This window comes from Curvibacter sp. GW821-FHT09D12 (assembly GCF_059416245.1).
In genome coordinates this window covers 1-24,658 of the sequence record NZ_JBWKOU010000039.1, presented here as the reverse complement: position 1 = coordinate 24,658, position 24,658 = coordinate 1, and the positions used below count along the sequence as shown (strand labels likewise).

Genomic DNA, 24,658 nt, shown 5'->3' with positions numbered 1-24,658 from the left:
ATCCCCCCAGGTCCGATTCAGCGCCTCCCGCTCTCAATCGCGGGGGCAAACAGTCTTAGATTCAGGGCGGCTGGCCTCCTAGGATGCTTCCAGTCCGCCGGGATCGCGAGTTGCACACCTCGGCGCCTTCTCGACCGTACCCAGGAGCCACTCCATGCCCAACCTCGACACGGCCCACGCTGCCGCCCAGCACTTGCAACACCATTTGCCTGCGTTCAAGCCGCGCGCGGGGCTGATTCTTGGCTCGGGCCTGGGCGACCTGGCCGATGCACTGCAAGAGGCCCAGGTCTTCCCTTACGCTGATCTGCCGGGCTTTCCGCGCAGCACCGTGGTTGGCCATGCTGGCGAGTTGGTGGCAGGTTGGCTCGATGGTCAAGCCGTGCTGTGCCTGAAGGGGCGTGGTCATTTTTACGAAGGCCGTGGCATGGCGGTGATGGCCAGCGCCGTGCGCACGCTGCGCCTGCTGGGCTGTGAGTTCCTGCTTGTCACCAATGCGGCCGGTTCGCTGCGCCCTGAAGTCGGTCCAGGCCGTCTGGTGGCCTTGAACGATCACATCAATTTCATGCCCGAGTCGCCCCTGGTCGGCCCGAACGACGAGCGCTTTGGCCCTCGTTTCTTCAGCCTCGCCAATGCCTACGACGCGGGGCTACGGCAACACCTGCACCGGGTAGCAGGGCGCCTGGACATCCCGCTGGCCGAGGGCGTGTTTGCTGCCTACACCGGACCCAATTTTGAGACGCCCGCCGAGATCCGCATGATGCGGCAGCTGGGCTGCGATGTGGTGGGCATGTCTGTCGTGCCCGAGGTCATCGCGGCCCGGCATTGTGGTCTCAAGGTGTTGGCGGTGTCGGCCATCACCAACCTGGCCGAAGGGCTCTCGGATACCCCGTTGTCGCATGAGCAGACGCTGCAGTGTGCGGCTTTGGCCGCGCGCGATTTCAAGCGCCTGATTCGTGGCTTTTTCGCCGATTTGCCCCCCCGTGCCTGAGCACCAAATCCTACCGCTCCCCTCCCTGGCCTCTCCTGGCTCCCCCCGAAGTTCATCCAGCCCACCATGACCCCCCTGCCATTGCACCCCGAGCTAGAAGCTCGCCGCCGCATCGTTTCGCTGATGGATCTGACCTCTCTCAACCCAGAGGACACCGACGCCAGCATCCAGGCCCTGTGCCAACGCGTCGACACCCCCTTGGGGTTGCCCGCAGCGGTCTGCATCGGGCCTGATCACGTCGGCATCGCGGTGCGCACCTTGAGCGACAAGGGCCTGCGCCCTGCGGTGCGCATCGCCACCGTGGCCAACTTTCCCGATGGCACCGGTAGCCCTGCCGAGGTGGTACCGGCGGTGCACGTTGCCCTGGAGGCTGGAGCCGATGAGATTGATCTGGTCCTGCCCTGGCGCCGCCTGATCGTCGGTGACCTGCGTGCCAGTGAAAGCCTGGTGAAGGCCTGTCGGGCCGCCTGCGAAGACCGGGTGCTCAAAGTCATTCTGGAAAGCGGCGAGTTGATGGGGCCCGGGCTGGTCCGCACTGCTGCGGCCATCGCCCTGGAGGCCGGGGCCGATTTCCTCAAGACTTCCACCGGCAAGGTGCCTGTCAACGCGACCCCGGAGGCCGCTCGCCTCATGCTGGTGGAGATCGCGGCGCGCAATCCGGCCTGTGGCTTCAAGGCCGCAGGCGGTCTGCGCAGCCAGGCCCAGGCCCAGGTCTATCTGGACCTGGCGGCTGAGTTGATGGGGCCGGGCTGGGTCGGTGCAAGTCACCTTCGACTGGGGGCGTCCGGCCTGCTTGACCAGTTGTTGTCCGGCCCCGGCCCTGCGTGCGCCGGCTCGTCCTATTGAAGCCCAGGAAAGGATACAAACCATGAGCCGAGTCTTTGTCCTGGTGCTGGATTCTTTGGGCCTCGGGGGGGCACCTGACGCCGTGCAGTTCGGTGATGAGGGGAGCAACACCTTGCTTCACATTGCCCAGGCTTGCGCCGCAGGCCAGTGCGACGGTGCGCAACGACGTGGACCGTTGCAACTGCCTCAACTGGTTGGCCTGGGGCTCTCGCAGGCCCTGGCGCTGGCCTGCGGCCAGGGCCTGCCCGGTGACACCACGCCGCCTCACGGGGCCTGGGCTGCTGCCAATGAACTCAGCCGTGGCAAAGACACGCCTTCCGGGCACTGGGAGATGATGGGGGTGCCTGTGGAACAAGACTGGGGCTACTTTGTCCCCCATCCTGGGGACTGTTGCTTTCCTCCGGCCCTGCTGCAGGCTGCTGGCCGCCCGCTGGGCATCCGTGGCTGGTTGGGCGACTGTCACGCTTCCGGTACCGAGATCATTGCCCGCCTGGGTCAGCAGCACCTTGAGAGCGGCTGGCCCATCGTCTATACCTCGGCCGACTCGGTGGTGCAGATCGCCTGCCATGAGAGCGCCTTCGGCCTGGATCACCTGTACCGCCTGTGCGAGTCGATGCGGCGTGAAGCCGATGCCCTGCGCATCGGTCGTGTGATCGCCCGCCCCTTCACGGGTCATGATCCGGCCAGCTTCGAGCGCACGGACCATCGCCGCGACTACGCGATGCCACCTCCCGCCGCCACCTTGCTGGAGCGTCTCAGCGAGGCCGGCGGTCAGACCATTGCGGTGGGCAAGATCGCCGACATCTTTGCGCATCGGGGCATTGGCAAGGCAGTGCCCGCCTACGGCCATGAGGCTTTGATGCAGGCCACGCTCGATCAGGTGCGGCAAGCGCCGGAGGGCAGCCTGACGATGAGCAATTTTGTCGATTTCGACCAGCGCTTCGGCCATCGGCGCGATGTCGCTGGCTACGCCCGGGCGCTGGAGCATTTCGACGTCCTGCTGCCGGGCCTGTTGCAGGCTTTGCGGGTCGACGACCTGCTGTTGATCAGCGCCGACCATGGTTGCGACCCGAGCTGGCCGGGCTCCGACCACACCCGCGAAAGGGTGCCCTTGCTGGCCTGGGGCCCGCGGGTGCGGGCCGGCGCGCAGGGCCTGCGCGAGAGCTTCGCCGACCTCGGCCAGACCGCCGCGGCCTGGTTGGGTCAGCCTCCGCTGGCGCACGGCCGTGCCTTGGCACTGGGCCCAGGCCCGCGCTCAAGGTCGAACTGAGCTCTGAACGAGGCGCTCGTCTCAGCCGTCGTGCCCGAATCAACCCCGACCCCGCAGCCCTACACCCCTGGAGACGTTCATGGACATCCGCAGCCGCCTCAAGATCATGGCCTTTCTGCAGTATTTCATTTGGGGTAGCTGGGTGGTGACGCTGGGGGCCTACCTGATTCGAGAGCTGGGCTTCAACGGCTCGCAGGTCGGCAACATCTACAGCGCCAAGGGGTTGGCCGCCGTGGTCATGCCGGCCCTGCTGGGCTGGGTGGCCGATCGCTTCCTGCCCGTGCACAGGCTCTACGGTCTTTGTCACCTGCTCAGTGCCGGCACCTTGTTCCTGGCGGCTGATACCCGAGGGGCCGATGCCCTGTTCCTGGTCATGCTGCTCAACATGATGGCTTACATGCCCACCATGGCTCTGTCCAATGCCCTGTGCTACCAATGCCTCACGCAGGCCGGATTGGATCGGGTGCGCTGGTTTCCACCCGTACGGGTGTTCGGTACGCTGGGTTTCATGGCCGGCATGTGGTGTATCAGCCTCTTGCAGTTCGAGCTCAGTGCCATGCAGTTGCGCGTGGCGGGCGGTGCCTCCTTGCTGCTGGCGGTGTACTCGATGACGCTGCCTGCCTTGGCTCGCCCCTCTCCCACTGTGCAGGCACAGGCGGGAGCCGAGGGGCATCGGCCCGGCTGGCTTTGGCTTTGGCGGCAGCCCGGCATGGCGGTGTTCTTTGGTTTTGCGGTGCTGCTGGGTGCGGTGCTTCAGATCACCAATACCTTTGGCAGCCCTTTTCTGCATGATTTCGCGAGCCAGGCTGCCTTCCGTGACAGTCTGGTGGTGCGATACCCGGCGATGCTGCTGTCGGTGTCCCAGATGTCCGAACTGCTATTCATCCTGACCATTCCGTGGTTTCTGCGCCGCTTCGGCATCAAGACGGTCATGTTGGTCAGCATGCTGGCCTGGACCCTGCGTTTCGGCTTTTTTGCCCTCGGTGACCCCAGCGCCTGGGGCATGGTGTTCCTGCTGCTGTCCATGCTGGTCTATGGCTGTGCCTTTGACTTCTTCAATATCTCGGGTTCGCTGTTCGTTGAGCAGTCCTGCCCGCCTGAGATGCGTGCCGGTGCCCAGGGCCTGTTCATGACCCTGGTCAACGGCATCGGGGCTTTTGCCGGAGCTCAGATCAGCGGTTGGGTGGTCGATCGCTTTAGCTACGACGGGGCACGCAACTGGCCTGCCATCTGGCTTGTATTCGCGGTTTACACGCTGGTGCTGGCCATCGTTTTCGCAGCGGTGTTCCGTCCGCCTCCGCCCCCTGCGGCCCAGAAGCCGGCAGGGCCTGGTCCTGCGCACTGACACCGGGCCGAAAGGTCGCCCTTCTACCTCACGCTGGAGATCCACCATGCCCCTTGTTTCTTGGATGATCTTTCGCCGCCTCCTGGCCCTTGGCACTTTGGGGTTCGTTGGCCCGAGCATCTGGTTGGCCGCAGGACCGGCGCGGGCCGAACCCGCCACCGGCTTTGCCAACCTCAGCTTCAATCAGTTCAGCTGGCAGCGCGTGCCGGGCCGTCCACGCAGTGATTTTGTCTACCTGGAGGCCGAGGGCGGGCGCCGCTTCTCAGACAGCGAGTTGTATGGCTTTGCCGATCTTGAACACACCGACCGGCCCGTCAACCCCAGCTCGGTGTTTCTCAAAGGCCAGTGGCGTCAGTCGCTGGCGCCTGGGGGTGACCTCGACGCGCTGACCCTTTTCACGCAGGCCAAGTACGCCTCCAATGCGCGCTGGCACGAGTCCAGTCTGGTGCTGGGCCTGGGCTACAAGCTGTCCTTCGGGCGGGCGCGTTTCACGCCCTTTGTCGGCCCGCTCTACAGCGAAGTGAGGGCCGGCCACTCGGGGTGGAACGGCTATCAGGTGGGCTGGGCCCTGGTGACACCGTTTGAGTTGGCCGGCCAGTCGCTGACCCTGTCCAACTGGAACGAGTTCGATGGTGCGCGGCATGCCCGCTATCGCCCCCCCGGTGCCGGCGTCTCCAGCCTCAACGGGGCCCTGAGTCTGTCCTGGAAGCTTTCTGGCCCCTGGGCGGCGTCACTCAAGCTGCGCTATGCCCGGGACACGCTGGGTGCGGCGGGCTGGACCACCGGCTGGATTGTCAGCCTGCGCCACGACTTCTGAGGCGAAGCCCTCACCGCAGGCCTGGTGAGCGCCGACCTCGGCGCACGAACATGGCCTCAGCGTGCCGTCGGCACCCGCGTCAACCGATAAATCAGCAACGCCGCCCGAATGGCCCCGCGTTCGATTGACGCGATCTCCAGGTCTTCGTCGTCGGTGTGGGCGCCACGGCCCTGGGCGCCCAGGCCGTCCAGCCCCACGGTGTAGGGGGCTACGAACTGCACGTCGCCCGCCCCGCGCAGGGCCGGGTCCAGCAGCTCGATGCGGCCCAGGCCGGCGTCCTGGCTGGCTTGCGAGTACTGCGCTGCCAACTGGTGGCCCGCCTCGGTGGGGGGCATGGGCGGGTAGCTTTCGGTGAAGCGGATGGTGGCCGAGGTGCCCGGCAGGTTGCCGCTGTTCACGATGGCCTGCATCTTCTGGCGGGCGCGTTCGCCCTGCTCGGGCGACAGGTAGCGCAGGTCGCCCAGTACCTCGGCATCACGGGCAATGATGTTGGACTTGCCGAAGGCGCTGGCGGTGGCCGTGTCTTCGGCATAGGCGATGTGGGTGCCGCCAAACACCAGGCCGGGGTTGAAGGTCAGGCTGGGTTCGATCACCTGCTCGCGGAAGGTGTTCAGGATGCGTGCCGTCTCGTACACCGCGCCATAGCCCGAGGCATCGGAGAACACCCCCATCGAATGGCCCGGCTTGCCTTTCACCTTCAGCACCCAACTGCCCGAGGAGCGGCGGGCGATGCTGGCCGTGTCCACCCCCTGGTGTTTGCTGCTGCCTTCAAAAGACAAGGCGTAGTCGGCGCGCCGGCCCAGCGCCACCATGTCGGCGCGTGCGGTCTCGAGCGGCCTGCCGGCTCGCTCTTCGTCGCCGGTGAACATGAGGTCGATGTTGGCCTGCTCCAGCACCCCCACGCTCTTGAGGGCGCGCAGGGCTTCGATCATGATCACGTCGCCGCCCTTCATGTCGTTCACGCCCTGGCCCCGCACACGGTCGCCCTGGCGCTCCCACAGCGGCACCGAGCTGCCTTTTTCAAACACCGTGTCCAGGTGGCCCAGCAACAGCACGCGCTTGCCGCTGCCGCCCTCTTGTGTGGCCGTCAGGTGGCCGGCACGTTTCATGGCGGGCGGCATGTCGATCCAGCGTGTCTTCAGGCCCAGGCCCTCCAACTCGGCCCGGAACAGGTCGCCCACGGCACGCACGCCCTCGGGGTTGAGCGTGCCGCTGTTGATGCGCACTGACTTTTCAAGCAAGGCCAGCGCTGCGGGCGTGCGCAGTTGCACGGCCTTGACGATGGCCTGCTCGGTGTCCGAAAGCTGGGCCTGGGCTGTGCCGGCCAGTGCCAGCAAGGCGGCGCAGGCGGCCAGGCGGCGGGAGAACATCAGGGCCATGTCAATTCTCCTGGGGGCGGGCTTGCGAACCGGCAAAGCCAGCCGTGGCAGCCACGCGAGGGAACGCCACCGGACCCTGATCAAGGTCTTGGCCGAGGGCCAGCAGGCTGCCGTCAAGCAGGTGCTCATCAGGCTCGGAGTGTGAGCTGGCTGCGGCCGTGGTGGGGCCGGCACCGCTGTCGGCGCTCAGCTCAAACCGGGTCTTTTGCGCCTTGGCACAGGTGTTGAGCACGCGCATGGCCCGGTCGACCACCGGCTGCCCACTCACAAAGGGGTTGGGGCCCGCGGGTGCCGCCGCCCGGGCCTTGAGCTTGGCCACCGTGCCGTCGTAGCCGGGGTGATTGCTCAAGGGCACGTCGATGCCCCATCGGGCCGAAAGCTGCCGCATGCGCTCGGTCTGGTCGATGTAGCTGCTGAGGCGGGCCATGTCGCGACCGAAGTTGAACGCCGTGCCACCCCAGATCATGGCCGTGTGCTTCTGGCCCTTGTCGCGCACCTCGAACACCGGGCTGATGGTGCCCAGCGTGTGGCCGGGGGTGATCACAAAGCGCACGGTGGTGTCGCCCAGCTGGAGGGTGTCGCCATCACGCACCGCGATATCGCGCTGGGGGTCGCGCTTGGGCGGGCGGTCCCACAGGCGCGAGTCGAACTCCAGTGTGGTTTCCATCATCTTCCAGTCGATCTCGCTGGCCACCACGCGGGCGTGGTAGCGCTCGGCCAGCATCTGCGCCCCGCCGTAGTGGTCGCCATGACCATGGGTGACCAGCACGTAGCGGATCTGGGTCGGGTCCAGCCCCAGGCGACGCATGCCGCCTTCGATCAGCTCGGTGGCCTCTTGGGCGTTGTTCAGCGCGTCGATCAGGATCAGGCCCTCGCTCGTCTGCAACACCCAGGCACTGACCCAGGCCGAGCCCACGTAGTACAGGTTGTCGAAAGCCTGCCCGGGCGCCGGCGGCGTTTGCTGGATGAGCTTGGCCAGCATCGCGTCCATGGCCGGGCTGGGGGCCGCGCGCACGGCCGGCTGCGGGTTGCAGACCGGCAGCAGAAACTTCAGGTCGTCACCGGCCAGGCCTTGGGCCTCCTGCACAAGCTGGTCGACCGTGGCCTGCTGGGGCCTGGCGGTGGAACAGGCGGTGAGTGCCGCCAGCGTGATGCTCGCGATCAAGGCAGTGCGGGCCATGGTGTCTCCTTGGGTGCTGGTTTTGTGCTGCGCCAGGGGCGGTGAGGGTGCTCAGCATTGTTCACATTAATCCAGTCCGCGCGCGTCGTGTGTTGGACACCAGCGGTGAATTTGCAGCACAGGGGCCCGCCTTGCACCTGCCAGAAGCGCCGTGTCACTCGATCGATCCTTTCTGCGGGGTGGCCCTGGTCATGCTGGTTTAAATTCATAGATGTCTTGAATTTTCAAGAAATTCAATATCTATGATGTATTTAAGTTTTTTTGAAAATTGTGGGGAATGAACAGCGTCAAATTCTTCATAAAGTTGTCATTAGGCTCAATTTAGATAACATCTATGAATGCCGAGGCAAAACACGCCCCCTTCTGACTTCCCCCAGGCGGTGCTGCAGCAAATCGAGCTGCTGGCCCGCAACATCGTGATCGCCCGCAAGCGGCGCGGTGAGACCCAGGCGCAGTGGGCACACAAGCTGGGGGTGTCCTTGCCCACCATGGCCCGCATCGAGCGGGGCGACCCCTCGGTGGCCATGGCCTCGTATGTGATGTGCCTGTGGTTGGTCAACCAAGCCGTGGGTTTGGCCGATCTGATCGCCCCACAAAACGACCATGCTGCCCTGGAGCGCGAGCTCAGCCGCGTGAGTGCCCCGCGCAAGGCGGCCCGTCCGCGCAGCGTTTCTCAGGGCGACCCGATTCAGGCCTGGCGGGTGGCGGAGCCTGTTGCGGTACCTGCACCTGCACCTGCACCTGCACCTGCACGTGACCGAGCCCCCGGCACCCGCACCGCCCGCAATGCCAACGCGGCAGGCTTGGCCGCCTTGATGGCCGGTTCGCCCAAGGAGCCTCCGGCATGACGGCCCCGGGCGTCACACCCGCCAGCTACGTGCCGCAAGAGCCGCTGTATGTCTGGGCTCTGGTGAACCCCGCGCAGCCCGCGCTGGTGGGCCCGTTGGGCTTGTCGGCCCTGCTGCCCGACTGCGCCACCTTCAGCTACCAACCCGATTGGTGGCATTTCGCCTTGAGTGAAGACCTGCCGCTGATCCAGGGCCAGATCTTCAGCGCAGGCGAGCGCGGCCGTGCCCCCGGGGCCATCGACGATGCCCGGCCAGACCGCTGGGGCGAGCGCATCATCCGCTTTGTGGACCGCCCGGCGCGCTTGTCCGTTCTTGAGATGCTGCTGTTTGCCGGCGATGACCGCTTTGGTGCCCTGGGCGTGTCGGTCTCTGCACAGCACTACATTCCCCGCCACCTGGGCCCCTACCCCCAACTGCGTGACCTGGCGCAGTTGAGTGCCGCGGTTGAAGACGTGCAGGCGCAGGCCCCGTTGACGCCCGACATCCAGCGCCTGGTGCAACCCGGCGTCACCTTGGGGGGCGCCCAGCCCAAGGCCTTGCTGCAGACCGATGCAGGGCCTTGCGTCATCAAGTTCAGTGAGCTGGGCGATGCGCTCGACACCCCTTTGATCGAACACGCCAGCATGACCTTGGCGGCACAGGCCGGCATCCGCGTGGCCCGCACTGGCGTCTTGCCGCTGCCACCGCGCCATGGCCGGGCCCGCCATGCGCTGACCATCGAGCGCTTTGATCGCAGCGGCCCGTACCGACTGCACTGCCTGTCGGCCCGCACGCTGCTGCGGGCAGCCGGCCTGCATGAAAGCTATGGCGCCCTGGCCACCGTGTTGCTGCGCCTGGGCCACCCCGAGCGCCAGGCCGACCAGCGCGAAGAGTTGTTCAAGCGCATGGTCTTCAACATCCTGATGGACAACACCGACGACCATGAGCGCAACCACAGCGTGTGCCTGGCACTGGATGGCTACTACGACCTGAGCCCTGCCTACGACGTGTTACCCACCCTGCAGAACCTCGGCTACCAAGCCTTGGGTGTGGGCCGCCAGGGTGCCGAGTCCAGCCTGGACAACGCCCTGACCGAGCTGAGCGAGTTCGGCCTCAAGCGGCCGCGCGCGCTCGAACTGGTGTGCCAGGTCGCCCGGGTGGTTGACGCCTGGGCCGTGCACTTTGCGGCGCACGGCGTGGGCGCCGCCGACATGGAAGCCCTGGCAGCCAGCATCGACCGGCCCGCTCTCAAGCGGCAGCGGCTGGCTTTTTGCTGAATGGGTGCCAACGGCCTGAATCAACCCGACAGGGCCGTGGGTCGGTCGACCCAGAGCGGGGGCCACAGCAGCCCCCACCCACGGTCGAAGGTGGCTTGTTCTCAGGCCTGGGTCGAGAGAAGCGAGCCGACGGCGGAAGAGGCCGAGGTCGAGCCGTATCCCAGGTTCTCCTGCAGCTTGTTCAAGAAGGCCTGCAAGCTTGCCTGACTGGTCGTGCCGCTGGAGCCGGTGGTGCTCGAAGTGCTGCTTGACGAAGTACTGCCACCACTGGATTGCAGGTCAGAAGCCAGCTTGGTAAACGCATCCTGCAAGGTCGATGGGGCATTGCCGTTGGCCACCTGGCTGATCAAACTGGACAGCCCCGACGCGAAGTTGCTTTGCCCATCGCCCTGGGTGCCACTGGTGGCGTTGCTGGTGGCGCTTGAAGACGTGCTGCTGCCGTTGCTGCTATCGGCTTTGACGGCCTGAAACAGGGCGTGCATGAATTGGCGCATGTCCTGGCGCACGTTGGAGGTGGCGCTGGTCGAGCCGTCCGAATCACCGTCGCTGTCGGTGCCTGTTGATGAGCCTGTTGTGCTGGCGCTGCTGCCATTTTGCGGCAGCGACAGGCCCAGGCTTTGCAAGGCCTGCGCCATGGCTTGCTGCATGTGGCCGCCGCCGCGGTGGGCCCGGTGCGGTCGGCCTCCGTCGCCGTCGCCATCGGGGTCGGCGCTGCTGTTGACCGCGGTGCTCGTGCTGGTGCTCTGGATGGACGACAGCGGCGAGATGTAGCTGGAGGAAGTGGATGAGATGCTCATGACAATCCTGGGGGTTCGATGGAAGGTAGTGCATTGAACATCGGTCAGCCACGGGTGAAGCTGAGTGTGTAGGCCCTGAAAGCCCTGCTATTTACCCAAGATTTACCGGGTCTTTGTAAAGATGTTGGGTAAGTTCACAAAACTCGCCGGCCGGCCTTCTGGGCCGGCACAAAGCACCGGCACAAAGCAGGCCTCACAACCCCGATGCCAGTCGATTGGCTGAGCTTGCTCTTTTGCCGCCTGAGCAAGCCCGCCAGGCCCCCCGGCCCAGTGCCGGGTGGGGTTGTTGAGCGCGCCTTGAATGTTCTGCGCCTCGGCCCAGTGTTCGGCCTTGGGCAGGGCCTGCCGGCCCCGGCTGCAGCGCGCCAGCCTGCCCGTTGGTGGTGCTGGCTCAGTCTGCTCCAGCCCCCTGGTACTAACCCTAGGTTTCTCTTGCGCGAAACCGATAACGCCTCTTGGGGCCTGCGCCGCACACTGCCTTCAACGGATCGAACGGCCTGTCTGCCCTGGCAGGCCAGACCCCCTGTGTGAACTTGTCAGGACTCTCATGACCCCCTCTTATCCCCAACTCGCCCTGCATGTGGCCGGGCAATGGCTGCACCGGGCCTCGGGCGGTGAACGCCCCGTGCTCAACCCTGCCACCGGCGAGGTGCTGGGCCTGCTGCCCCTGGCCGGCCCGGCCGAGCTGAACGCGGCCGCCGAGGCCGCCGAACGCGGCTTCAAGCAGTGGCGCAACACGCTGGCGCAAGAGCGCTACGCCATCGTGCGCCGCACCGCCGAGCTGCTGCGAGAACGCACCCGCGCCATCGCCGAGGTGCTGACGCTGGAGCAGGGCAAGCCCCTGAGTGAGTCGCTGCGCGAAGTGGGCCTGTGTGCCGACATCCTCGACTTCCAGGCCGAAGAGGCCAAGCGCCTGTATGGCCGCATCGTGCCGCCCCGCGTGCCCGGCATCCTGAGCCAGTCGGTGATCCGCCAGCCCATCGGCCCGGTGGCCGCCTTCACGCCCTGGAACTTTCCGGCCAACCTGCCTTCGCGCAAGCTGGGCAGCGCCCTGGCCGCCGGCTGCAGCGTGGTCATCAAGCCGGCCGAAGAAACCCCCGCCACCTGCATGCTGATCGTGCAGGCCTTTCTCGATGCCGGCGTGCCACCCGAGGCCATCAACATGGTCTGCGGCGACCCGGCCCAGGTGTCTGAACTGCTGATCGCCCACCCCGCCATCCAGAAGGCCTCGCTCACCGGCTCGGTGGCGGTGGGCAAGTTGTTGGGCCGTCAGTGTGCCGAGCGGGTCAAGCGCTTCACCGGCGAGCTGGGTGGCCATGCCCCGGTCATCGTCTGCCCCGATGCCGATCTGCCGTTTGCGCTGAAAAACTCGCTGGCCGCCAAGTTCCGCAATGCCGGCCAGGTGTGCGCCTCGCCGATCCGCTTTTACGTGCACCGCAGCCTGTATGCCGACTGGGCCGAGCGCTTCAGTGCTGCCGCCAAGGCCCTGCGCCTGGGCCCTGGGCTGGACCCGGCCACCCAGATGGGCCCGTTGAGCCACGCCCGCCGCCTGGACGACATGGAGCGCTTTGTCAGCGACGCGCTCGACCAGGGCAGCGAGCTGCTGTGCGGCGGCCACCGCGTGGCCGGGCCGGGTTTCTTTTTTGAGCCCACCGTGCTGGCCAACGCCCCCGACACCGCCCTGGTGCAGCAGCAAGAGCCCTTTGGCCCCATCGCGGTGCTGCAGCCCTATGACGAGTTGGACGAGGCCATTGCCCGCGCCAATGCGCTGCCCTACGGCCTGGGGGCCTATGCCTTCACCCGCGACCTGCACACCGCGCATCGCCTGGGCCAGGAGATCGAGGCCGGCATGGTGGGCATCAACCACTTCGGCGTGTCGCAACCCGAGATGCCCTTTGGCGGCTGGAAGGAAAGCGGCATCGGCCAAGAGATGGGCCCCGAGGGCCTGCTGCACTACACCGAGATCAAGACCATCACCGTGGGCGTGCCGGCCTGAGCCGGCCACCCTGGCCCACCCCGGCCAATCTTCCATCGCATTCAAGGAAACCAGATGTCCGACACCATTGCCCAACTGAAGCAAGACAACGCCAAGTTCCTGTTCCACCCCATGGCCCACCCGCGCGCCATGCAGCAGACCCAGCCCGACATCATCGCGCGCGGCGAGGGCTGCTGGATCTGGGACGTGGACGGCCACAAGATGATCGACGGCGTGGCCGGCCTGTGGAGCTCGAACCTGGGCCACAGCAACCGCCAGGTGCGCGATGCCATCGTGGCCCAGCTCGATGAGCTGCCCTTCTACAACACCTTCCGCGGCACCACCCACCCGCGCGCCATCGAGCTGTCGGCCCGCCTGGTGCGCCTGATGGAGCCCGACAACGTGGGCGCCGTGATGTTCGGCAACAGCGGCTCGGATGCGGTCGAGGGCGCGCTCAAGATCGCCCGCCAGTACTGGAAGGTCAAAGGCCAGCCTGAGCGCACCAAGTTCATCAGCTTGAAGCAGGGCTACCACGGCGTGCACTTTGGCGGCATGAGCGTCAACGGCCTGGGCAACATCCGTCGCGCCTACGAGCCACTGATGCCCGGCTGCTTCCATGTCGACTCGCCCTGGCTGTACCACAACGCCTTCACGCAAGACCCCGAAGAGCTGGGCCGCATCTGCGCCGCCCAGCTGGAGCGCGAGATCATCTTCCAGGGCGCCGACACCATTGCCGCCTTCATCGCCGAGCCAGTGCAGGGCTCGGCCGGCGTGATCGTGCCGCCGGCCAACTACTGGCCCTTGGTGCGCGAGGTGTGCGACCGCCACAACATCCTGCTGATTGCCGACGAGGTGGTCACCGGCTTCGGCCGCAGCGGGGCCTGGTTCGGCACCCGACTGTGGGGCGTGCAGGCCGATATCTGGTGCCTGGCCAAGGGCATCTCGTCGGGTTATGTGCCGCTGGGCGCCACAGCCCTGGGCAAAAAGGTGTCCGATGCCTTCATGGCCGACAGCGGCGGCCTCGGCACCGTGGCCCACGGCTACACCTACAGCGGCCATCCGGTGGCCGCCGCCGCCGCCCTGGCCACGCTCGATGTGCTGGAGGCCGAAGACGTGCCCGGCAACGCGGCCCGTGTGGGCGCGCATTTCCAGCAGCGCATGGCCACGTTTGTGGATCGCTACAGCTTTGTGGGCGACGTGCGCGGCGTGGGCCTGATGGTGGGCATCGAGATGGTGTCCGACAAGGCGGCCCGCACGCCGCTCACCCGCAGCAGCGACATCCCGCAGCGCGTGGCCCGCGAGGCCTACCAGCGCGGCGCCATGGTGCGCATCTCCGGCCCCAACATGATCCTGTCGCCCCCGCTGATCATCACCCGCGAAGAGATCGACTTTCTGGTCGACACCCTGGAGGCCGCTTTCGATGCCGTCCAGAAAACCCTCTGACCCCCGCTTGACGACCTGCCACCCCGCCACTCAGCCACCCCGGAAGACCGCACCATGAAGGCCCCCCCCTGCATCCTGCTCATCGGCACCGTCGACACCAAGAGTGACGAGATGGCCTACCTGCGCGACTGCATCACCCAGGCCGGCGGCCGCACCCTGGTGCTGGACGTGGGCGTGCTGGGCCGCGGCGGCTTTGCGCCCGACATCAGCAACCACCAGGTGGCCGAGGCCGCCGGCGTCACGTTGGACCAGGTCATCGCCAGCGGCGACGAGAACACCTCGATGGTGCTGATGGCGCGTGGCGCCACTGTCATCGGCCAGCGTCTGCTGGCCGAGGGGCGCATCAGCGGCGTGCTGGCCCTGGGCGGCACCATGGGCACCGACCTGGCGCTGGATGTGATGAACGCCTTGCCGCTGGGTTTTCCGAAGGTGCTGCTGTCTACCATCGCCTACTCGCACCTGCTGCCGGCCGAGCGCATCCCGCCCGACCTCATCATGGTGCTGTGGGCCGGTGGCCTGTACGGCCTCAACAGCCTGTGCAAGTCGGCCCTGTCGCAGGCGGCGGGCGCGGTCATGGGGGCCTGCCACAGCGTGGTGGCGCCCGACCGCCAGCGCCCCATGGTGGGCATGACCTCGCTGGGTTCCAGCGCCCTGGTCTACATGAAGCGCCTCAAGCCCGAGCTGGAGCGGCGCGGCTTCGAGCTGGCCGTGTTCCACACCACCGGCATGGGCGGGCGCGCCTTCGAGGCGCTGGCCGCCAGCGGCCGCTTTGTGGCGGTGATGGATTTCTCGTTGCAAGAGCTGGTCAACCACATGGCCGGTTCGTGCGTCACCGCCGGGGCCGACCGCCTGCGCGGTGCCGGCCGGGCAGGCGTGCCGCAGATCGTGGCCCCCGGCGCCACCGACATGGTCGACTATGCCGCCTGGGCCCCCCGGCCCGAGGGCTATGCCGGCCGTGCCGAACATGCCCACAACCGCCTGTTGTCCTCGATCAGCATCAGCCCCGAGATGCGCCGGCGCGTGGCCCGCGAGATCACCACCCGCCTGGCTGAGGCCCAAGGCCCCACCGTGCTGCTGCTGCCCACCCAGGGCATCGAAGGCTGGGACCGCCCCGGCGAACCCCTGCACGACCCCGAAGGCCTGGCCGCCCTGGTCGACGAGCTGCAGGCCAGCGTGGCCCCAGGCACCCGCCTGCAGGCCTTGCCCGCGCACATCAACGACGCGGCTTTTGCCGATGCCGCCCTGCAGGTGTTCGACACCTGGCTGGCCCAGGGCCTGATCCCCAACCCCCTGGCAGCGCCTGTGGTGACGGCCTGAGGCCCAGCCTCTTGTCGGCCTCTACCAGTCACTTCCAGCCCCATTCAGACCTTGCTTTTTGCCACCTCTTTGGCCCCAGCTCTTCATGACTTCTCAAGCCCTGGTCCTTGATTTTGGCGGTGTCATCAGCCGCACCCTGTTCGAAACCCATGCCCTGTCGGAACAGGCGCTGGGCCTGCCCCCCGGCACCCTGCGCTGGCGCGGCCCCTTCGACCCGGCCAGCGATCCGCTGTGGCAAGACATGCAGGCCGACCGCATCACCGAGCGCGACTACTGGATGCAGCGCACCCGCGAGGTGGGCGCCCTGCTGGGCGAGCACTGGGACCGCATGGAAACCTTTGTGCAGCGCGCCCGCGGGGCCGATGTGCAGGCCGTGATCCGCCCCGAGGCCGTGGCCGCCATCCAGGCCGCCCAGGCCGCAGGCTGCCGGCTGGCCGTGCTGTCCAACGAGCTGGACCTGTTCTATGGCGCCGATTTTCGGCAGCGCCTGCCGCTGATGGACTGCTTTGAGGTGGTGGTGGACGCCACCTACACCCAGATCCTCAAGCCCGACCCGCGTGCCTACGCCCTGGTCACCGAGGCCCTGGGCCTGCCGCCCGAACGCTGCGTGTTCGTCGACGACCAGGCCCGCAACATCGCCGGCGCCCAGCGGGCCGGCTGGCAGACCGTGCACTTCGACGTCATGCAGCCCCGCGCCTCGTTTGCCGCCGCCCTCAACCTGCTCGGCCTGGCCACCCCCTCACTCTCCTGAAGCACCTCCCTCTTATGACCGACACCCTCAATGGCGTCAGCATGGCCCGCGTGGCCGACCTGATGCAGCAAGAACAGGCCCTTTATGCCCGCACCCGGGCCGCCAGCCGGGCGCTTTACCAACAGGGCCAGCAAAGCTGGCTGTATGGGGCCCCCTCGCACTGGATGCGCCGCTGGATCGGCGGCTGGCCCATTTACGTGGCTGACCGCCCGCACGACTACGGCGTGCGCTTCAGCGATGTCGATGGCAACCCCTATGTCGACTTCTGCCTGGGCGATACCGGCGGCATGTGCGGCCACGGCCACCCTGCCATCGTCGAGGCCATGACGCGCCAGGCCCGCATCGGCACCTCGCTGATGCTGCCCGGCGGCGATGCCGATTGGGTGGGCCAGGAGCTGGCGCGCCGCTTCGGCCTGCCGTACTGGAACCTGACCACCTCGGCCAGCGACGCCAACCGCGCCTGCATCCGCCTGGCCCGCATGGTGACCGAGCGGCCCCGGGTGCTGGTGTTTTCGGGCGCCTACCACGGCAGCGTTGAAGAGGCCCATGTGGAGCTGCGCGAGGGCGAGGTGCACATGCGCAACAACATCCACCACAACTTCTTTCCGCACGATGCGCTGAGCTGCGTGATCGAGTTCAACGACATCCCGGCCCTGGAGGCCGCGCTGCGCCAGGGCGATGTGGCCTGCGTGCTGGCCGAGCCGGCCATGACCAACTACGGCATGATCGCGCCCGACCCCGGCTACCACGAGGCCCTGCGCCGCCTCACCCGCGAGACCGGCACCCTGCTGCTGATCGACGAAACCCACACCTTGAGCAGCGGCCCCGGCGGCTACACCGCCCTGCACGGGCTGGAGCCCGACATGTTCGTGGTCGGCAAGGCGATTGCCGGCGGCATCCCGGCCGCGGCCTTCGGCCTGAGCCAGGCCACGGCCGAGCGGGTGTGGCAGGTGCTGCCCAAGCTGCCGCCCACGGCGCGCCAAAGCGCCCACGCCGGCTTTGGCGGCACGCTGGCCGGCAATGCCCTCACCGTGGCGGTGATGCGGGCGGTGTTGTCCGAGGTGCTCACCCCCGAGGCCTTCGAGCGCATGCTGGGCCTGGCCCAGCGCCTGCAGCAGGGCGTGAACGCCACCATCGCGGCCCACGGCCTGCCCTGGCATGCCACCTGCGTGGGCGCCCGGGTCGAGACCCTGTTCGCCCCCGATGCCCCGCGCAACGCCAGCGACGTGAAGCACCACCGCAACCCCGATCTGGAGGCCTTGCTGCACCTGTACCTGATGAACCGCGGCGTGCTGATCACCCCTTTCCACAACATGATGCTGTGCTGCCCCGGCACCCGCAGCGACGACGTGGACCGCCACAACGCCGTGTTTGCCGAGTTTGTGCAAGAGGTGTGCGCATGAGCTTGCCCGAGTTTGGTCTTGAAGGCCGCGTGGCCCTGGTCACGGGCGGCGGGCGCGGCATTGGCGCGGCCATTGCCCAGGTCATGGCCCGCGCCGGGGCCCGCGTGCTGATCGCCAACCGCAGCGCCGAGGCCGGTGCCGCGGTGGCCGCCGGCATCGTGGCCCAGGGCGGCCAGGCCCAGGCCATGGGCTGCGACATCGGCCAGCCCGCCGAGGCCCGCCGCGCCGTGGCCGAGGCCGTGGCCCGCTTTGGCGCACTCGACATCGTGGTGCACAACGCGGCCATCAACCCCTGGGCCTCACTGGAGCAGCTCAGCGAGGCCGACCTGGCCCACACCCTGGCCGTCAACCTGCAGGCCTGCTTCTGGCTCACCCAGGCGGCGCTGCCGCGCCTGCGCAGGCAGGGCGGGGGGCGCATCCTGGTCACCTCATCGGTCACCGGGCCGCGTGTGGCCATGCCGGGGGCTGCCCACTATGCCGCCAGCAAGGCCGGGGTCAACGGCTTCATCCGTGCGGCGGCCCTGGAGCTGGCGCCCGAGCGCATCACCGTCAATGGCGTCGAGCCCGGCTACATTGCCAAGCAGGGCGGCAGCCTGCTCTCCAACCCCGAGCGCGCGCGGCGCATCGCGGCCCACATCCCGGCCGGCGAGCTGGGCCGGCCCGAAGACATTGCCTACGCCATGTGCTACCTGGCCAGCCCGGCGGCCCGCTACATCACCGGCCAGACCCTGGTGGTGGATGGCGGCTCGACCCTGCCCGAGAGCCCGTTTTTCAGTGAAACCGCCCCCGCCTGAGCCCCAAACACAGCAATGCAGCCCTGCAGCAAGGCCCTGACATGAACTCTCTTCATCAACGACTGCAAGCCCACCTTGACCACGGCGTGGTGGGCTTCCCCACCGCGCTGGCCACGGCGGTGGGCCTGGTCATGGCCAGCCCGGTCATCCTCACGGCCACGGCCGGCTTCTCGATCGGCGGTGTGAGCTTTCTGCTGGCCATGGGCATCGCCTTTGTGCTCATGCAGCTGCAGGCCACCACCTTTGCCGAGGCCGCCGCCATGCTGCCCACAGCCGGCTCGGTGTACGACTACATCGCCTGTGGCCTGGGCCGCTTCTGGGCCATCACCGGCACGCTGGCGGCCTACATGCTGGTGCATGTGTTTGCCGGCACGGCCGAGACCATCCTCAGCGGCGTGATGGCCACCGTCAACTTTCCGGCCCTGCACGGCCTGCTGGTCGACCACCACGCCACCTGGGCCGTGGGCGTGGTGATGGTGCTGCTGTTCGGCGGGCTCAACTACTTTGGCATCACCGCCTTTGCCAAGGTCGAGATCGTGCTCACCGTCTGCATGTGGGTCACCCTGGTGTGCTTTGGCCTGTGCGGCCTGATCCAGGCGCCCGTGGTGCAACTCGATGGCTTTTTTGGCCAGTCGCAGGTGGGCACCGATGCGTACTCGGTCATGTCGCTGGTGGGCATGGCCATGTTCATGTTCCTCGGCGGCGAATTTGTCACCCCGCTGGCGCCCGAACTCAAGCGCGCGCACCGCCTGATCCCGCGCGCCATGATGCTGGGCCTGGTGCTGGTGTGGCTGTGCATGGTCATCTGGGGCGCCGCCATGGCGCGCCAGGTGCAAAACGTGGCGCTGGACGCCCAGGGCAGCGTGCACCTGCTCGAAACCCCCGATGCCATCCCCGTGTTCGCCCAGACCCTGATGGGCCCGGCCGGCCGCTTCTGGTTGGGCATTGCCTTTCTGCTGGCCGGGGCTGCCACCATCAACACCCTGATGGCAGGCTTGCCGCGCATCCTGTGTGGCATGGCCCGCGAGGGCGCCTTGCCCGCCATCTTCGGGCGCCTGCACCCGCGCCATGGCAGCCCGGTGTTTGGCATCGTGGTGTCGGTGGCCATCCCCATCGCCCACACCTTGCTGATCCAGGGCGACCTGGACCGCATCATGCCCCTGGTGCTGGCCGCCGTGTGCTCTTGGGGCTTTGCCTACCTGCTGGTCAACGCCTCGGTCATCGTGCTGCGCCTGCGCCGCCCCGACCTGATGCGCGCCTACCGCTCGCCCTGGTTTCCGCTGCCGCAGGTGCTGGCCTCGGCCGGCATCGCCGTCGCCATCTGGTTCATCACCCCGCCCAACATGAACCCGCACGACATCTACGTACCCTTTGGCGTGATGCTGGGCTTGACCGCGCTGTATGCCGCCATCTGGACGCGCTACGTCAAAAAGCTGCCCCTGTTCAGCCCTGTGCCGGTCGAAGAGGTGCTGGAGCGCGAACTGCAACGTTGCACCGAAGAGGCCTGAAACCATGCCGATCCTGAAATCACAAATCGCCCTGGTAGTGGGCGCTGCCACCGGCATCGGCGCCGCCGTGGCCCGCCGCCTGGCCCGCGAGGGCGCCACCGTGGTCGCCTGCGGCTGGCCCTGCCCCGAAGGCCCGCACAGCCTGCCCTGCAACGTAACCAAAGACGAGCAGGTGCAGGCCACCGTGGCCGAGGTGCTGCGCCGCCATGGCCGCATCGACATCCTGGTCAACGCCGCCGGCGTCATCGCCAAAGACAGCGCCGCCACCATCGTCGACGCCGTGTGGGACCGGCAGCACGACATCAACCTCAAGGGCACCCTGCGCGTGATGCGCGCCGTGCTGCCCGCCATGCAGGCGCAAGGCGCAGGCAGCATCGTCAACATCGCCTCGGTGGCCGCCTTCAATGCCGGGGCCGACTCGGCCAGCTACGCCGCCAGCAAGGCCGCCGTGGTGGCCCTCACCCGCTCGGCCGCCCAAAGCTACGCCCCCCAGGGCATCCGCGTGAACGCCCTGTGCCCCGGCTGGGTCGACACCCCCATGGCCGCCGCCGAAATGGCCGAGATGGCCGCCGAACTCGGCATCACCGAAGCCGAAGCCCGCGAGCGCACCGTCGCCCGAATCGGCCTGGGCCGCATGGCCAGCGCGGACGAGATGGCCGGGGCCTGCCTGTTTTTGTGCGGGCCGGATGCGTCGTTTGTGACCGGGATTGCGCTGGTGGTGGATGGGGGGAGTCGGGTGGCTGCGGGGGTGAGGGCGGTTTGAGGGGGCCTTTGAGATCTTTCAAGCCACTGCTGAAGCGAGGCGAACCGTCCAGTGCCCGCCTTGCTCCTGCTGAACCTTCATCAGGTCGTAGGTCTTGAGCATGTCGAGCAAACCTGAATGACCATAGTTCTTGGGGGAGAACGAGGGGTCGGCGCGCTTCAGATAGGACCCCAAACCTCCAACGCTGACTTTGCCTTCCGGGGTATCGGCGGCGAGGAGCGTGACGGCTTCCACGATGTACTTGGGGCGAAGTTTGGGAGCTGGCCTATTAGGGTCAGATTTTGCAATCTCCGTTTTCGCAGCCGGTTTGGGTGACTCCGGGGGGGCCGGTTCAGGCTTGACCCACTCAAAGAACTGGTCGCTGGCATTTCGCAAAGCTGGCGGGCTTTTATCTTCGCCCACGATGTGCACCGTGGCCCCACGCTCGCGCAGCTTGCGGCAGAGATAGGCGAAGTCGGAATCGCTGGTGACCAGGCAAAAAGTGTCAGCCCTCCGATCGAAAAGGGCTTCGATGGCGTCCAGCGCCAGCGCGATGTCAGAGGTGTTTTTGCCGGCAGCGTACTGATATTGCAGACAGGGTGTGAAGGCCAGTCGCACCAGTGCATCCTGCCATTTGTTTGCAAGCGTCGTGTGGTTTCCGTAACCACGCCGCAGCACCACCCGACCAAACTGGGCAACCACGCGCAGCGCATATTCGAGAATTTCAGGCGTGGTGTTGTCGCAGTCCACCAAGACAGCGACTCTGGACTCAATTTCTGCAATGTGGTGGTTGTTTGCCATCTGAAGAGGTCTCCCTGTGATCCATCATAGATGCGCCAGCTGGGCTGACCAGAAGTGGATTAGGTCGGTATAGGCAGTGCCCTAACCCATCACCGAAGCAGAAGCCTTGCTACACACCTTGTACTGCATCGGCCTGGGGCACATGGCCAGCGCAGATGAGATCGCTGGGGCATGCTTGTTTCTGTGCAGGCCTGATGAGTCGTTTGGGACTTGGATTGCGCTGGTGGTAGCTTGGGGGGTTAGGTGGTGATGGCGGTGAGCACCCTCGATTAGCCAGCAGAGCGGCAGAGGAAAGCAGTCAGTACTTCTTGCGCGAACTGCCTCATGGTGTTTTCATGCCGATCGCAAAGTATCCTGAAAACTTCTTCAGGAGAAAGTTGTTTGGAGGGCGGTCTCAAATCCGAAGCGCAACACCACGGCTTGATTGAAGTGATTTGAGATTCAGTGAATGGTAGCGTTCTGGCGCTGTGCAATCGCCTGCATGAACTGCTGGAAGGCTTGGTATGGAGACTTCCAGCCCAACGTTTCGCGCGGCCTGTTGTTCATCAGATCAGCAATGGAATCCAATGCGTCCTGATCGTGCACGCTCAGGTCCGTCCCCTTGGGCAGGAACTGGCGCAGCAACCCATTGGTGTTTTCGCAACTGCCCCGCTGCCAAGGGCTGTGCGGATCGCAGAAGTACACCTTCACACCGGTGGCCTGGGCGAGTTCCCGATGACGGGACATCTCCTTGCCCTGGTCGTAGGTGAGCGTTTGGCGCATGGGCTGCGCCACCTGGTTGAGCTTGGCCGTGAAGGCCGCCAGAGCGCTTTCGGCCGTCGCGTTGGGCATCTTGCACAACAGCACCAAGCGCGTGCGGCGCTCCACCAGCACACCCACGGCAGACTGGTTGTTGGCACCCTTGATCAAATCCCCCTCCCAGTGCCCAGGCATGAGCCGGTCATTGACCTCGGGAGGCCGCACATGGATGCTGACCATCTCGGGAATCTGGCCCCGCCGATATGAGATTTATAGCGTAGGTGCACGGAAACTAGGACAAGGTACAACCAAGTTGCACGCCTTGCAGTGCCACATGGGCGCACTTGCATTCATTTAATCTCGGCGAGAGATCGCTCCAACGATGGCTACTTGATGGCCCAAACCTCGTCATAAGCGAGTTCAGCCAAGTCGCCAGTTCGACGCTCTATCTCTGCTGTTCCCCAAGTCGTTGCGGCATCGATCTGAGGCTCCATGATGTAGCCATGCGCTTTTAGCAAAACCTTCTTGTCCACGAAGTGGTTGGCCGCCAAAACCTCTCCGTTGTACCTCACGGGCACACCCAAAAGATTGCCGATGCTGTGTAATGAAGGGGCACCGGTGTTTTGTGAAAGAAGGTGTTCGAGCGACTGTCCGGTTCGGTCGACATCGACTGCTGGGTTCCGGTGCTTGTAGATTCTCCACAACGTGTAGCCAATGATCTCCTTATGCCTTGGCGTCAAGTAATTGAGCGCCTTGAAGCGCGAGATGAACGTATCCCGAGCAGGCACCTTGCCTTTAATTTTCTTCTTGAACTCAGTAATACACAGACCGCGAGCATTTGCGTCTGCAGCAGATGCTAAAGCACGTGCATGAGCCGCGTACATCTTGCTCACACCCCCAGATGAAGGCAGGTTACTGATAGTTGTGTAAAGGTAATGGTAGCGCTCCACGAGCCAAAATATTTCTCGTACCTGGCCATCTTTGAGCTTCTTGGAGCTGAACAGGCGTAATACTGTCAATAGCAGTGGATTTGCGATCTGGATGTTGAGAACATTCGAGATGCACCTAAGCGAGTCTTCAATATCCCGATTGCCCTTGTTCCAAAGGGATAGCCGTTCAGGCTCCACAATTCCACGGTAAAGATTACTATCGGTCCTGAGCTCATCGAGGACTGTACGCACGTTGGCGGCGGACACTTTACTCTTGATGGCTCTGAAAAGCTCCTTCTCTGTCGTGAAGGGGTACTTTGAAAGCCAGTAGTGATGAAGGAACGTGGCCATTTGAATTGGCCTGCTGGCCTGCTCCAAAGTGCTTTGAATTTCCGTCCAATGGTCTTTGGGCCGGTCAATGGCTTTGCCCCTGGAAGGAAGTAGCCGCAGCAGATGGTTCTTGGCGAGGTCTGCCGCGGTGAGGTCCTTACCCCGTGTGTTGAGCGTTTCAAAAATCAGATACGCATCGTCTTGGTTGTCCAGAGTGATCGAAATCACTTTGAGACCCAAGAGCTTATCTCGCACACCCTCCAACCACTTCTTGCTTGCTGCCTTCACCTTTGCAGGATCAACTTTATTGGCAGCCTCCTTAATGCCTTCATCGATGAGGGTGTGAATGACTTTGTAGGCAGCACTGATGGCCTTCTCCTCCTCACCCACGTCAATATCTGCCTCCTCTTTTTCAAGGCTCTGGATTTTGGCTTGTAGGTAGGGGTATGAGGTCTCGGTTTTAAGAACGAACTGTGCCTGATCGTCTAGATCCCGCGTTTCAATCAAACGGTGCACCCCTTTGGCTGGGGCCGTAAAACCCAAATCGTTGAACCTATCCCTAATAGCACACAGAGCAATGGTTATTGTGGTGATGCGCTGCTGCCCATCCACAAGGCCAAAGGAAGAGCTTGAGATATTGTAGGAAACAAACGATCCGATGAAGTAGTCCTTTTTGAGGTCTGATGTGCTATCAGTCCAAAATTCCTCAACGTTATCTTCATCCCAAGAAAAGGGGCGCTGAAAACGTGGAATGAGATACGTACCAGACTCCAAGATTTGACGTATATCTTTTTCGACACACTGAATCTTCATGTTTTCCTCCGCTAAACGAGCCTGAGGCCCCTTTTTGATAAATGGTGGCACCCACTCTAAACACTTTTTTAGGACAGCACCTGGTGCGATCCTCCTCACGTAACGAGTGATAGTACTCCACCTTAACCCACTTGCTGTCTCGTCAATTGAAAATACTGCCTTATTGACGGTCCGCTCTGAAGATTCTTGGTGGGATGTCAGTAAGTAGCCATGCGTCATGGGGCGCGGCCAACGGCCAATGTCGCCTTTCGCTGGCGGATTCAACCGGTCGATGCAACACATTCTTGAAACATCTCGGCCGGTGTCCGGTGCCCCAGTGTCTTTCTCGGCCTTTCATTCAATTGTCGGGCAATTGCGTCGAGTTCGGCCTGCGAATAGATGGAGATGT

General features: G+C 65.2%; 20 protein-coding genes and 2 pseudogenes. 15 read left to right on the top strand and 7 right to left on the bottom strand.

The window, feature by feature from the left end:
• Nucleotides 1-154 precede the first annotated feature (154 nt).
• The 5 genes from xapA to AC07PT_RS29420 all read left to right on the top strand — a co-directional run bounded on the left by xapA (nt 155) and on the right by AC07PT_RS29420 (nt 5,266).
• Nucleotides 155-988 carry a xanthosine phosphorylase gene (xapA, locus tag AC07PT_RS29440; RefSeq protein WP_494659050.1) on the top strand — a complete coding sequence of 278 codons (834 nt, stop codon included), beginning with the start codon at nt 155-157 and terminating at the stop codon, nt 986-988.
• A 66-nt stretch (nt 989-1,054) separates the two neighbouring features.
• Nucleotides 1,055-1,834: a deoxyribose-phosphate aldolase gene (deoC, locus tag AC07PT_RS29435; protein ID WP_494659049.1), complete on the top strand. Its 780-nt coding sequence runs from the start codon at nt 1,055-1,057 to the stop codon at nt 1,832-1,834.
• Between the two features lie 22 nt (nt 1,835-1,856).
• Complete coding sequence (locus tag AC07PT_RS29430; RefSeq protein ID WP_494659048.1) at nt 1,857-3,104, top strand: phosphopentomutase; 1,248 nt, start codon at nt 1,857-1,859, stop codon at nt 3,102-3,104.
• A gap of 79 nt (nt 3,105-3,183) precedes the next feature.
• Nucleotides 3,184-4,449: a nucleoside permease gene (locus AC07PT_RS29425; RefSeq protein ID WP_494659047.1), complete on the top strand. Its 1,266-nt coding sequence runs from the start codon at nt 3,184-3,186 to the stop codon at nt 4,447-4,449.
• Between the two features lie 46 nt (nt 4,450-4,495).
• Nucleotides 4,496-5,266, top strand: coding sequence for an outer membrane protein OmpK (locus AC07PT_RS29420; RefSeq protein ID WP_494659046.1), 771 nt, complete (start codon nt 4,496-4,498; stop codon nt 5,264-5,266).
• A gap of 56 nt (nt 5,267-5,322) precedes the next feature.
• On the opposite strand, the gene AC07PT_RS29415 is transcribed toward AC07PT_RS29420, so the two are convergent.
• Nucleotides 5,323-6,645, bottom strand: coding sequence for a M20/M25/M40 family metallo-hydrolase (locus AC07PT_RS29415; RefSeq protein ID WP_494659045.1), 1,323 nt, complete (start codon nt 6,643-6,645; stop codon nt 5,323-5,325).
• 1 nt (nt 6,646) lies between these two features.
• A complete protein-coding gene (locus AC07PT_RS29410; RefSeq protein ID WP_494659044.1) occupies nt 6,647-7,825 on the bottom strand; it encodes an MBL fold metallo-hydrolase in 1,179 nt (392 codons plus the stop codon).
• 338 nt (nt 7,826-8,163) lie between these two features.
• Between AC07PT_RS29410 and AC07PT_RS29405 the strand changes: the two genes are divergently transcribed.
• Complete coding sequence (locus tag AC07PT_RS29405; protein ID WP_494659043.1) at nt 8,164-8,673, top strand: helix-turn-helix transcriptional regulator; 510 nt, start codon at nt 8,164-8,166, stop codon at nt 8,671-8,673.
• Nucleotides 8,670-9,929 carry a type II toxin-antitoxin system HipA family toxin gene (locus AC07PT_RS29400; protein WP_494659042.1) on the top strand — a complete coding sequence of 420 codons (1,260 nt, stop codon included), beginning with the start codon at nt 8,670-8,672 and terminating at the stop codon, nt 9,927-9,929. Before AC07PT_RS29405 ends, AC07PT_RS29400 begins: the two co-directional genes overlap by 4 nt.
• Nucleotides 9,930-10,030: 101 nt before the next feature.
• Here AC07PT_RS29400 and AC07PT_RS29395 read toward each other — a convergent pair whose 3' ends face one another.
• Nucleotides 10,031-10,726 (bottom strand): cellulose 1,4-beta-cellobiosidase, encoded by a 696-nt coding sequence (locus tag AC07PT_RS29395; RefSeq protein WP_492350012.1) that lies wholly within the window; start codon nt 10,724-10,726, stop codon nt 10,031-10,033.
• Between the two features lie 547 nt (nt 10,727-11,273).
• Between AC07PT_RS29395 and AC07PT_RS29390 the strand changes: the two genes are divergently transcribed.
• The 8 genes from AC07PT_RS29390 (at nt 11,274) to AC07PT_RS29355 (ending at nt 20,680) form a co-directional block, all read left to right on the top strand.
• On the top strand, nt 11,274-12,722 hold the full coding sequence (locus tag AC07PT_RS29390) for an NAD-dependent succinate-semialdehyde dehydrogenase (protein ID WP_494659041.1): 1,449 nt from the start codon (nt 11,274-11,276) through the stop codon (nt 12,720-12,722).
• Nucleotides 12,723-12,797: 75 nt separating this feature from the next.
• Nucleotides 12,798-14,144 (top strand): aminotransferase class III-fold pyridoxal phosphate-dependent enzyme, encoded by a 1,347-nt coding sequence (locus AC07PT_RS29385; RefSeq protein WP_492350042.1) that lies wholly within the window; start codon nt 12,798-12,800, stop codon nt 14,142-14,144.
• A 54-nt stretch (nt 14,145-14,198) separates the two neighbouring features.
• Entirely contained in the window at nt 14,199-15,461 is a 1,263-nt protein-coding gene (locus AC07PT_RS29380) for a Tm-1-like ATP-binding domain-containing protein (RefSeq protein ID WP_494659040.1), read from the top strand.
• A gap of 85 nt (nt 15,462-15,546) precedes the next feature.
• The gene (locus AC07PT_RS29375) at nt 15,547-16,212 is read left to right on the top strand and encodes an HAD-IA family hydrolase (RefSeq protein ID WP_494659039.1); all 666 of its coding nucleotides are present in this window, start codon (nt 15,547-15,549) and stop codon (nt 16,210-16,212) included.
• 14 nt (nt 16,213-16,226) lie between these two features.
• Nucleotides 16,227-17,615, top strand: coding sequence for a transaminase (locus tag AC07PT_RS29370; RefSeq protein ID WP_494659038.1), 1,389 nt, complete (start codon nt 16,227-16,229; stop codon nt 17,613-17,615).
• Entirely contained in the window at nt 17,612-18,409 is a 798-nt protein-coding gene (locus AC07PT_RS29365; protein ID WP_494659037.1) for an SDR family oxidoreductase, read from the top strand. The genes AC07PT_RS29370 and AC07PT_RS29365 overlap by 4 nt, the downstream gene beginning before the upstream one ends.
• 41 nt (nt 18,410-18,450) lie before the next feature.
• Nucleotides 18,451-19,917 (top strand): APC family permease, encoded by a 1,467-nt coding sequence (locus tag AC07PT_RS29360; protein ID WP_494659036.1) that lies wholly within the window; start codon nt 18,451-18,453, stop codon nt 19,915-19,917.
• A gap of 4 nt (nt 19,918-19,921) precedes the next feature.
• On the top strand, nt 19,922-20,680 hold the full coding sequence (locus tag AC07PT_RS29355) for an SDR family NAD(P)-dependent oxidoreductase (RefSeq protein ID WP_494659035.1): 759 nt from the start codon (nt 19,922-19,924) through the stop codon (nt 20,678-20,680).
• A gap of 18 nt (nt 20,681-20,698) precedes the next feature.
• Here AC07PT_RS29355 and AC07PT_RS29350 read toward each other — a convergent pair whose 3' ends face one another.
• From AC07PT_RS29350 to AC07PT_RS29335, 4 genes and pseudogenes are all read right to left on the bottom strand, one after another.
• Nucleotides 20,699-21,460, bottom strand: a complete 762-nt coding sequence (locus AC07PT_RS29350; protein ID WP_494659034.1) for an NYN domain-containing protein — start codon at nt 21,458-21,460, stop codon at nt 20,699-20,701.
• 441 nt (nt 21,461-21,901) lie between these two features.
• Nucleotides 21,902-22,459, bottom strand: a pseudogene (locus AC07PT_RS29345) (IS30 family transposase); the annotation flags it as partial.
• 125 nt (nt 22,460-22,584) lie between these two features.
• Complete coding sequence (locus tag AC07PT_RS29340; protein ID WP_494659033.1) at nt 22,585-24,270, bottom strand: GmrSD restriction endonuclease domain-containing protein; 1,686 nt, start codon at nt 24,268-24,270, stop codon at nt 22,585-22,587.
• Between the two features lie 260 nt (nt 24,271-24,530).
• Nucleotides 24,531-24,658: pseudogene (locus tag AC07PT_RS29335) on the bottom strand (IS30 family transposase); the annotation flags it as partial.

Excerpts from the sequence above, each read along its gene's own strand:
- xapA (WP_494659050.1), top strand. The coding sequence starts at position 155 with ATGCCCAACCTCGACACGGCCCACGCTGCCGCCCAGCACTTGCAACAC.
- deoC (WP_494659049.1), top strand. The coding sequence starts at position 1,055 with ATGACCCCCCTGCCATTGCACCCCGAGCTAGAAGCTCGCCGCCGCATC.
- AC07PT_RS29430 (WP_494659048.1), top strand. The coding sequence starts at position 1,857 with ATGAGCCGAGTCTTTGTCCTGGTGCTGGATTCTTTGGGCCTCGGGGGG.
- AC07PT_RS29425 (WP_494659047.1), top strand. The coding sequence starts at position 3,184 with ATGGACATCCGCAGCCGCCTCAAGATCATGGCCTTTCTGCAGTATTTC.
- AC07PT_RS29420 (WP_494659046.1), top strand. The coding sequence starts at position 4,496 with ATGCCCCTTGTTTCTTGGATGATCTTTCGCCGCCTCCTGGCCCTTGGC.
- AC07PT_RS29415 (WP_494659045.1), bottom strand. The coding sequence starts at position 6,645 with ATGGCCCTGATGTTCTCCCGCCGCCTGGCCGCCTGCGCCGCCTTGCTG.
- AC07PT_RS29410 (WP_494659044.1), bottom strand. The coding sequence starts at position 7,825 with ATGGCCCGCACTGCCTTGATCGCGAGCATCACGCTGGCGGCACTCACC.
- AC07PT_RS29405 (WP_494659043.1), top strand. The coding sequence starts at position 8,164 with ATGCCGAGGCAAAACACGCCCCCTTCTGACTTCCCCCAGGCGGTGCTG.
- AC07PT_RS29400 (WP_494659042.1), top strand. The coding sequence starts at position 8,670 with ATGACGGCCCCGGGCGTCACACCCGCCAGCTACGTGCCGCAAGAGCCG.
- AC07PT_RS29395 (WP_492350012.1), bottom strand. The coding sequence starts at position 10,726 with ATGAGCATCTCATCCACTTCCTCCAGCTACATCTCGCCGCTGTCGTCC.
- AC07PT_RS29390 (WP_494659041.1), top strand. The coding sequence starts at position 11,274 with ATGACCCCCTCTTATCCCCAACTCGCCCTGCATGTGGCCGGGCAATGG.
- AC07PT_RS29380 (WP_494659040.1), top strand. The coding sequence starts at position 14,199 with ATGAAGGCCCCCCCCTGCATCCTGCTCATCGGCACCGTCGACACCAAG.
- AC07PT_RS29375 (WP_494659039.1), top strand. The coding sequence starts at position 15,547 with ATGACTTCTCAAGCCCTGGTCCTTGATTTTGGCGGTGTCATCAGCCGC.
- AC07PT_RS29370 (WP_494659038.1), top strand. The coding sequence starts at position 16,227 with ATGACCGACACCCTCAATGGCGTCAGCATGGCCCGCGTGGCCGACCTG.
- AC07PT_RS29365 (WP_494659037.1), top strand. The coding sequence starts at position 17,612 with ATGAGCTTGCCCGAGTTTGGTCTTGAAGGCCGCGTGGCCCTGGTCACG.
- AC07PT_RS29360 (WP_494659036.1), top strand. The coding sequence starts at position 18,451 with ATGAACTCTCTTCATCAACGACTGCAAGCCCACCTTGACCACGGCGTG.
- AC07PT_RS29355 (WP_494659035.1), top strand. The coding sequence starts at position 19,922 with ATGCCGATCCTGAAATCACAAATCGCCCTGGTAGTGGGCGCTGCCACC.
- AC07PT_RS29350 (WP_494659034.1), bottom strand. The coding sequence starts at position 21,460 with ATGGCAAACAACCACCACATTGCAGAAATTGAGTCCAGAGTCGCTGTC.
- AC07PT_RS29340 (WP_494659033.1), bottom strand. The coding sequence starts at position 24,270 with ATGAAGATTCAGTGTGTCGAAAAAGATATACGTCAAATCTTGGAGTCT.